Source organism: Streptomyces europaeiscabiei (genome assembly GCF_001550375.1).
Classification (GTDB): Bacteria; Actinomycetota; Actinomycetes; order Streptomycetales; family Streptomycetaceae; genus Streptomyces; species Streptomyces europaeiscabiei.
This window is the reverse complement of sequence record NZ_LRTR01000139.1, coordinates 1-8340: the sequence shown is the minus strand read 5'-3', so window position 1 is coordinate 8340 and position 8340 is coordinate 1. Positions and strand designations below refer to the sequence as shown.

At 69.9% G+C, this 8340-nt stretch carries 6 protein-coding genes and 1 pseudogene; 5 read left to right on the top strand and 2 right to left on the bottom strand.

What is annotated here, in order from left to right:
* Positions 1–707, bottom strand: a pseudogene (locus AWZ10_RS06525) (PucR family transcriptional regulator); the annotation flags it as partial.
* Positions 708–835: 128 nt separating this feature from the next.
* Here AWZ10_RS06525 and AWZ10_RS06520 point away from each other — a divergent pair.
* From AWZ10_RS06520 to AWZ10_RS55035, 3 genes are all read left to right on the top strand, one after another.
* Positions 836–1762 (top strand): proline dehydrogenase family protein, encoded by a 927-nt coding sequence (locus AWZ10_RS06520; RefSeq protein ID WP_060890639.1) that lies wholly within the window; start codon positions 836–838, stop codon positions 1760–1762.
* 112 nt (positions 1763–1874) lie between these two features.
* Positions 1875–3506: an L-glutamate gamma-semialdehyde dehydrogenase gene (gene pruA / locus AWZ10_RS06515; protein WP_046708327.1), complete on the top strand. Its 1632-nt coding sequence runs from the start codon at positions 1875–1877 to the stop codon at positions 3504–3506.
* Between the two features lie 368 nt (positions 3507–3874).
* The gene (locus AWZ10_RS55035) at positions 3875–4006 is read left to right on the top strand and encodes a hypothetical protein (protein ID WP_005479955.1); all 132 of its coding nucleotides are present in this window, start codon (positions 3875–3877) and stop codon (positions 4004–4006) included.
* A 101-nt stretch (positions 4007–4107) separates the two neighbouring features.
* On the opposite strand, the gene AWZ10_RS06510 is transcribed toward AWZ10_RS55035, so the two are convergent.
* Positions 4108–5682, bottom strand: a complete 1575-nt coding sequence (locus AWZ10_RS06510; protein WP_046708326.1) for a purple acid phosphatase family protein — start codon at positions 5680–5682, stop codon at positions 4108–4110.
* A gap of 166 nt (positions 5683–5848) precedes the next feature.
* Between AWZ10_RS06510 and AWZ10_RS06505 the strand changes: the two genes are divergently transcribed.
* A complete protein-coding gene (locus AWZ10_RS06505; RefSeq protein ID WP_060890638.1) occupies positions 5849–6892 on the top strand; it encodes a 3-isopropylmalate dehydrogenase in 1044 nt (347 codons plus the stop codon).
* Between the two features lie 250 nt (positions 6893–7142).
* Positions 7143–8228, top strand: a complete 1086-nt coding sequence (locus tag AWZ10_RS06500; protein WP_046708324.1) for a branched-chain amino acid aminotransferase — start codon at positions 7143–7145, stop codon at positions 8226–8228.
* Positions 8229–8340: the final 112 nt, after the last annotated feature.

Genomic DNA, 8340 nt, shown 5'->3' with positions numbered 1-8340 from the left:
AGGCCCTGGCCCGCCGCGCCCCACGGCACCGTGCACAGCGCGGTCGCGCCCGGCACCGTACGGAAGGACGGGGCGTCGTCCGGGTCGGCGGACGGCCAGGGGGCCACACAGACCAGGGTGTGGACGCCGTCGCCGCGCGGGCCGAGGGCCGCGCGCAGCTCCGCCACCGCCATGTCGCGCTCCCAGTCGCGCTCGGCGGTCAGGACCGCGCGCAACTCCCGGGTGAGGTCGGCGCCGGCCTGGGCCTCGTCCGCGAGGAGGGCGCCGATGCGCGAGGCCACCGCCATGGCCGCGGACAGCTGGGCGTCGGTCGGGCCCGGTTCGCCGTCCAGCAGCCAGACGTACCCGAGGGCGACACCCCGATGGCGTACGGGGAGACAGACGCGGCCCCGGAGCACCCCGGCCGCCGGAGTCGGGGGGATGCGGACCGGAGCCGTCGCCCGGGTGATGCCGAAGCCCTCGAACCACTCCCGTACCACCGCCGTCGAGCGGCGGGTCAGGATCGAGCGGGTGCGGACCGGGTCCAGGTCCGACGGATCGAGGTCGCCCTCGCTGTCGTACGCGCCGAAGGCGATCAGTTCGAAGTCGCGGTTCTCCAGCGTCGCCGGGGCGCCGAGTAGCTCGGAGATCTCGTCGACGAGCTCCTGGTAGTCACCCACGTGGTGGAACGATGCGGTTTCCGGTGTCACCCGGGCATTCTCCCGCATGTCCCGAAGGCCTTCATACATCTGTCTGAGATCTGCGGCACGGATGCGTGACAGCTGTCGATGGTCGGCGATCGGGCGGATCCTTAGGTTTCACGGTGGTTCTGTCTGCTGGTCTGTGGAGGTGCCCCGTGCTGGGTCCCGTGATTCTCGCCGCGTCGCGCAGCGACCGGATACGACGCCTGATCTCGGCGGCGCCCGTGACCAAGCAGGTCGTCGACCGCTTCATCCCCGGTGAACGGGTCGACGACATCGTCCCGGTCGTCCGGGACCTCACCGGCAAGGGCCTCGAAGTGACGATGGACGTCGTCGGCGAGGACATCACCCGCCCCGAGCAGGCCGCCGCCGCCCGCGACGCCTACCTGGAGCTGATCGACCGACTGAGGGCACTGGACCTCGGCGAACGCGTCGAGATGTCGGTCAAGCTCTCCCTCTTCGGCCAGACCCTCCCCGGCGGCCACGAGCTGGCCCTCGCGGGCGTCCGCCCGGTCGTCGAGGCCGCCGCCGCGATCGGGACGACGGTCACGCTCGACGCGGAGGACCACACCACCCTCGACTCGATGTTCGCCATCCACGACGAGCTGCGGCGGGACTTCCCCCAAACCGGCTGTGTGATCCAGGCCTACCTCTTCCGCACCGAGACCGACGCCCGCCGCCTCGCCGCGAACGGCAGCCGGGTGCGGCTGGTGAAGGGCGCGTACAAGGAGCCCGCGGAGGTCGCCTTCCAGCACAAGGCGGAGATCGACAAGGCGTACGTACGGATCCTGAAGATCCTCATGGAGGGGGCGGGGTACCCGATGATCGGGTCCCACGACCCGCGCCTGATCTCCATCACCCAGGAACTCGCCCACCGGGCCGGGCGCAAGCTCGACGAGTACGAGTTCCAGATGCTGTATGGCATCCGCGGCGACGAGCACCTGCGGCTCGCCGCCGAGGGACACCGCATGCGCGTGTATACCGCGTACGGCACCGACTGGTACGGCTACTTCATGCGCCGCCTCGCGGAGAAGCCGGCGAACCTGCGCTTCTTCGTCCGCTCGATGGTCAGCAAGGGCTGAGCCCGAAACCGCCCGTTCACGACACCGCTCACGACACCGCTCACGACACCGCTCACGACACCGCTCACGACACCGCTCACGACACCGCTCACGTCAAGGAGACACGGAACCCATGGACGCTGTGACCCAGGTCCCCACCCCCGTCAACGAGCCGGTGCACGGCTATGCCCCCGGCTCGCCCGAGCGTGCTCGGCTGGAGGTCAAGCTGAAGGAGCTGGCCGAGAACCCGGTCGACCTGCCGATGACCATCGGCGGCGAGAGGCGGATGGGCGGCGGCGACCGCTTCGACGTCGTGCAGCCGCACCACCACAAGTCCCGCCTCGGCACCTACGGCAACGCCACCGCCCAGGACGCCCAGGACGCCATCGACGCGGCCCTCGCCGCCGCGCCCGCCTGGCGTGCGATGTCCTTCGACGACCGCGCCGCGATCATCCTGCGCGCCGCCGAACTGCTCGCCGGTCCCTGGCGCGAGACGCTGGCCGCCTCCACGATGCTCGGTCAGTCGAAGACCGCTCAGCAGGCCGAGATCGACTGTCCCTGCGAGCTGGTCGACTTCTGGCGCTTCAACGTCAAGTACGCCCGTGACCTGCTCGCCGAGCAGCCCCCGGCCAACTCCCCGGGCGTCTGGAACCGCCTCGACCACCGCCCGCTCGAAGGCTTCGTCTACGCGATCACGCCCTTCAACTTCACCGCGATCGCGGGCAACCTGCCGACCGCCCCGGCCCTCATGGGCAATGTGGTCGTCTGGAAGCCGTCGCCGACCCAGACCCATGCCGCCGTCCTGCTGATGCGGCTGCTGGAGGAGGCGGGGCTCCCCAAGGGCGTCATCAACCTCGTCACCGGCGACGGCATCGAGGTGTCGAAGGTCGCGCTGGACCACCGCGACCTGGCCGGCATCCACTTCACCGGCTCGACGAAGACCTTCCAGTACCTGTGGAAGACGGTCGGCGCGAACATCGAGAAGTACCGCTCGTACCCGCGGCTGGTCGGCGAGACCGGCGGCAAGGACTTCGTGGTCGCCCACCCGACCGCCGACCGCGCGATCCTCAAGACCGCCCTCACCCGGGGTGCCTTCGAGTACCAGGGCCAGAAGTGCAGCGCGACCTCCCGGGCCTACATCCCGGCGTCCATCTGGAACTCCGGCTTCAAGGAGGAGTTCGCCGCCGAGGTCGAGTACCTGACCATGGGTGACGTCACCGACCTGTCCAACTTCGTCGGCGCCGTGATCGACGAACGTTCCTTCGCCAAGAACAAGGCCGCCATCGACCGCGCCAAGTCCGACCCGACCTGCACGATCGTCGCGGGCGGCTCCTACGACGACTCGGTGGGCTGGTTCGTCCGCCCGACCGTCGTCGAGTGCACCGACCCGGCGAACGAGGTCTTCACCACCGAGTACTTCGGCCCGTTCCTCGCCGTGCACGTCTACGAGGACGACCGGTACGAGGAGATGCTGACCCAGATGGAGTCGGTGTCCGCCTACGCCCTGACGGGCTCCGTCATCTCGGGCGACCGCGCGGCGGCGGCGTACACGATGGACAAGCTCCGCTACGCGGCCGGCAACTTCTACATCAACGACAAGTCCACCGGCGCCGTCGTCGGCCAGCAGCCCTTCGGCGGCGGCCGCGCGTCGGGTACGAACGACAAGGCCGGGGCCCCGCAGAACCTGATGCGCTGGACCCTGACCCGCGCCATCAAGGAGACCCTGGTCGCGCCGACCGACTACACGTACCCGCACATGGGCTGACCTCCGACGCCCGGCCCGGCCCTCGTCCTCGTCCTCGTCCTCGCCCCCGCTCCCGCGACCCGGGAGTGGGGGCGTCGCCGTGTGACAGATGAGGGCGTCGCCGTGTGACAGAAGTGAAAAGGCCAGGTCAACGGCGTGTGACTCAAGCCACCGTCTCAGATAGTAGGAAGTCCGATTAATTGTAGAGACAGATGCGCCGACCTCACTTAGCTTTGTAGGAGCCGAACGTCTCGCTCGATCCAGCGAATGGCGGTCGTGAGCCGGAGCCCGAGGCAGGCAACCCCTGCGGCCCCGCTCCCCGCCCCTTCCGGCGTCTCGTACACCGCCCGTTTCCGTACTCCGGATTGCCTCGAAGGAGTCGATTCCCCATGGCCGAGACGACCGTCCGCCGCCGAGTCCGTCACGTTTCCCGGACCACCGAGTCCGACCGCAAGAACGCCGCCGCCGCCCTCCAGCGCGCCCTCGACCGCAGGGACAACGGCGGTTCGACCGGGCACTGAGCAGCCCGCACGATCAGGTGCCGGACGGCTCGCGCTCGCGGGCGCCCGGCACCCCGTCAGCCGCACCCGTCCGAGGTGCGGCGCGGCCGTGGGTGGACGTCCTACGCGCCGCGCCGCACCTCGAAGTGGTCGATGCGCTCGCCGTCCTGCGCCAGCGCCGACACCTTCAGGGCCGGTCGCGCACCGCTCTCCACCTCCACCGAGAGCAGGGAGAAGCCGCGGTAGCGCACCCGTGACCACTCCACCGTCTCCGCCCTGGACCTCCGCGACCTGGTCCACTCGAAGGTCTCGACGGCGTCGTGCCGGGTGACGTGTCCCTCGTAGCTCTCCTTCACGCCGGACGGGAAGCCGTACAGGTCCCGTCCGCCGCCGCCCGCCGTGACGTACACGATCCCGTCCCGTGTCGGGTCGGTCGACGCGCCGATGGGTACCGCTCTGCCGACCTCCCCGTCCCTGACGGCATCGGTCCGCTCGTAGACGTGGTTGTGGCCGTTGATCACCAGGTCCACCTGATGTTTCGCGAACAGCGGCAGCCAGGTGTCCCGGATGCCGCCGTCGGAGGCGTGCGAGGACGTCGAGTAGGCGCAGTGGTGGAAGAAGACGACGACGAAGTCGACGTCCTTCGCCGCCCGCAGCTCACCCAGCTTCGCGTCCAGCCACTTGGTCTGCCGGCCGTCCGTGTAGCCGAAGTTGGCGGGGATCTCGTACGACACGTCGTTTGCGTCCAGCGCCACGAAGCCGACGTTGCCGTAGGTGAACGCGTACACCCCCGGTGCCGAACGCGGGTCGAAGCCGCTGTCCGGGAGGGACCAGCGGGCGAGCTGGCCGCCGTAGCCGTCCGGTGAGTACCAGGCCTCCATGTCGTGGTTGCCGGTCGTCACCATCCAGGGCACGGACCTGGCCACCGACTCGTTCTGCTTGAGGAACAGGTCCCAGAACGCGGGGTCGTAGCCGTCCGACTCCACACCCTTGCCGTTCCCGTTCGCGTAGCAGATGTCGCCGGCGTGGAGGTGGAAGGCGGGCTTCCGGCGCACGATCAGGTTGTCGTTGGCGGCAGCGGCCTTGCCGACGCCCTGGTCGCCGAACGCGGTGAACACGAACCTCTCCGGGGCGGCGGGCGCCGTACGGAAGGTGCCGATCGTCGAGCGGTGGGCCGGGGAGGCCGGGTCGAAGCCCTCGTGGCCGACGCCGTAGTAGTACGTCGTGCCGGGGCGCAGGCCGTCCAGGGCCGCGTGCAGGTAGTACTGCTCCAGCTCCAGGCGCACGCCCTCGACCCCCGGCGTGTGCAGGTCACGGACCTCCGCCTCGATCTTCCGGCTCAGCTCCTCGGGCTTGGGGCCCACCCGCACGTACGGCTTCCTCACCGCGACCGGCACCTGCCAGGAGATCCGCATCTGCGTCTTCGGGTCGCCGCCGAAGGCCAGATGGCGGCCGAAGGGAGTGACGGCTGAGCCGGGCAGCTTCGAGGTGGCGGGCGACGGTGCCGAGGTCGTCGAGCGCGGCGAGGCAGGCGATCCGGAGCCGCCGCAGCCGGTCAGCAGCCCGCCCGCCGCCAGCGAGCCCGCCGTCACCAGGGTGCGGCGCCGCGTCAGCTTCGTACGCAGGTACTCGTGCTGCTCGGCCATGCTCATCCGGCGCGCGAGCTGCGGCGGGATGCCGAAGTCGGGTATATCCATGGTGTTGAAGTTCCCAGCGAATCCCAATGCCCGCCACACATACGGGTGAACGCATGGCGACGTGTGGGTGCCGTCACCCGTGGGTCCCCTGCCGGGACCACCTCCCCGCGCGTCCGTATCGCGGACACTCCATGTCATCCCGTGGGACAAGGAGTACGGTGCCGTCATGTCTCGCAGCCTCAATCTCGCAGTGATCCCCGGTGACGGCATCGGTCAGGAAGTCGTGGCCCAGGGGCTCAAGGTCCTCTCCGCCGTCCTTCCGCAGGATGTGAAGCTGGAGACCAAGGAGTACGACTTCGGCGCCCAGCGCTACCACGCCACCGGTGAGACCCTCACCGACGCCGACCTCGACGCGCTGAAGCAGCACGACGCGATCCTGCTGGGCGCGATCGGCGACCCGAGCGTCCCCTCCGGGGTCCTGGAGCGCGGCTTCCTGCTGAAGCTCCGCTTCGCCTTCGACCACCACGTGAACCTGCGTCCGTCGAAGCTGCTCCCGGGTGTCGCCACCCCGCTCGCCGGCCAGCCCGAGATCGACTTCGTCGTGGTCCGCGAGGGCACCGAGGGCCCGTACACGGGCAACGGCGGGACGATCCGCAAGGGCACCGAGCACGAGGTCGCCACCGAGGTCTCCGTGAACACGGCCTTCGGTGTCGAGCGCGTGGTCCGTGACGCGTTCGCCCGCGCTCAGGCCCGCCCGCGCAAGAAGCTCACCCTCGTCCACAAGAACAACGTGCTGACCTTCGCCGGTCACCTGTGGACGAACATCTTCAACAAGGTGGCCGAGGAGTTCCCCGAGGTCACCACGGACTACATCCACGTCGACGCGGCCACCATCTACCTGGTCACCGACCCGGCCCGCTTCGGCGTGATCGTCACCGACAACCTCTTCGGCGACATCATCACCGACCTCGCCGCGGCCGTCTCCGGCGGCATCGGCGTCGCGGCCTCCGGCAACATCAACCCGTCCGGAGAGTTCCCGTCCATGTTCGAGCCCGTGCACGGCTCGGCCCCGGACATCGCCGGCCAGGCCAAGGCCGACCCCTCCGCCACGGTCCTGTCCGTCGCCCTGCTCCTGCGCCACCTCGGTTACGAGGCCGAGGCCGCAGCGATCGAGGAGGCCGTCTCCGCCGACCTCGCGGAGCGCGTCGGCAAGCCCGCCCGCTCGACGGACGAGATCGGCGACGCCCTCGCCGTACGAGTAGCCGGCTGACCCGCCGCGTCACTCGAAGTCTTTCGAAGCCGCCGGGTCGCACCAGCACCCGGCGGCTTCCGCATGTTCCCGCCGGGTGTCACCATCATCCCTGGGTCGCATTCACGCCGTTTTCTTCCGCCGACTCCGCTTGCGATAATCGAACGCGGAGCCGCCGAATGAGGCAATGCTCGGACGTCCTAACACTCGCCACCGGCAGTGCGGATGTGAGCGCGGCCCGTCACACACAACCGGTGAAGGACAACCACTCATGACGCCCACGATCGAGCTCAAGCCCTCCGCCAGTCCGCTCTCCGACGCCGAGCGCGACGCGATCCTGGCCAACCCCGGCTTCGGCCGCCACTTCACCGACCACATGGTCGTCATCAAGTGGACCGAGGGCCGGGGCTGGCACGACGGCCAGCTCGTTCCCTACGCGCCGCTCTCCCTCGACCCGGCCACCATGGTCCTGCACTACGCGCAGGAGATCTTCGAGGGCCTGAAGGCCTACCGGCAGCCGGACGGGTCCGTCGCCACCTTCCGGCCGGAGAAGAACGCCCAGCGCTTCCAGTCCTCCGCCCGTCGGCTCGGCATGCCGGAACTGCCGGTCGAGACGTTCATCGAGGCCTGTGACGTGCTGACGCGGCAGGACCAGGCCTGGGTCCCGGCCCACGGCGGCGAGGAGTCCCTCTACCTGCGCCCCTTCATGATCGCCACCGAGGTCGGCCTGGGCGTCAAGCCGGCAGGCGAGTACCTCTTCCTGGTCATCGCCTCCCCGGCCGGTGCCTACTTCCCCGGCGGCGTGAAGCCCGTCTCCATCTGGGTCTCCGAGGACCACGTCCGCGCCGTCCCCGGCGGCATGGGCGACGCGAAGACCGGCGGCAACTACGCGGCCTCCCTGCTCGCCCAGGCCGAGGCGGCGGCCGAGGGCTGCGCCCAGGTCTGCTACCTCGACGCGGTCGAGCGCAAGTGGGTCGAGGAACTGGGCGGCATGAACCTGTACTTCGTGTACGGCGACCGCATCGTCACCCCCTCCCTCACCGGTTCGATCCTGGAGGGCGTCACCCGCGACTCCCTGCTGACGGTCGCCGCCGACCTCGGCTACGGCGCGGAGGAGGGCCGTATCTCCATCGACCAGTGGCAGGCCGACTCCGAGAGCGGCGCCCTCACCGAGGTCTTCGCCTGCGGTACGGCCGCCGTCATCACCCCCGTCGGCACGGTCAAGCGCACCGGTGCCGCCTGGCAGCAGGCCGCCGGTGAGCCCGGCCCCGTCACGCTCAAGCTCCGCGAGGCCCTGCTGAACATCCAGCGCGGCACGGTGGAGGACAAGCACGGCTGGATGCACGAGCTGGGCTGAGCACAACGGGCCGAGCGGGCCGGGCCCCTGCCCGGCCGTCGGCCCGGCGCCCGCATTCCTGTGGCCCGCAACGAGACCGAGCACGACGAGGCGTCCCTCGACCTGGATCTGG

Bases quoted from the DNA above. Each gene is read 5' to 3' on its own strand.
- AWZ10_RS06500 (WP_046708324.1), top strand. From the start codon at position 7,143: ATGACGCCCACGATCGAGCTCAAGCCCTCCGCCAGTCCGCTCTCCGAC.
- AWZ10_RS55035 (WP_005479955.1), top strand. From the start codon at position 3,875: ATGGCCGAGACGACCGTCCGCCGCCGAGTCCGTCACGTTTCCCGGACC.
- AWZ10_RS06510 (WP_046708326.1), bottom strand. From the start codon at position 5,682: ATGGATATACCCGACTTCGGCATCCCGCCGCAGCTCGCGCGCCGGATG.
- pruA (WP_046708327.1), top strand. From the start codon at position 1,875: ATGGACGCTGTGACCCAGGTCCCCACCCCCGTCAACGAGCCGGTGCAC.
- AWZ10_RS06505 (WP_060890638.1), top strand. From the start codon at position 5,849: ATGTCTCGCAGCCTCAATCTCGCAGTGATCCCCGGTGACGGCATCGGT.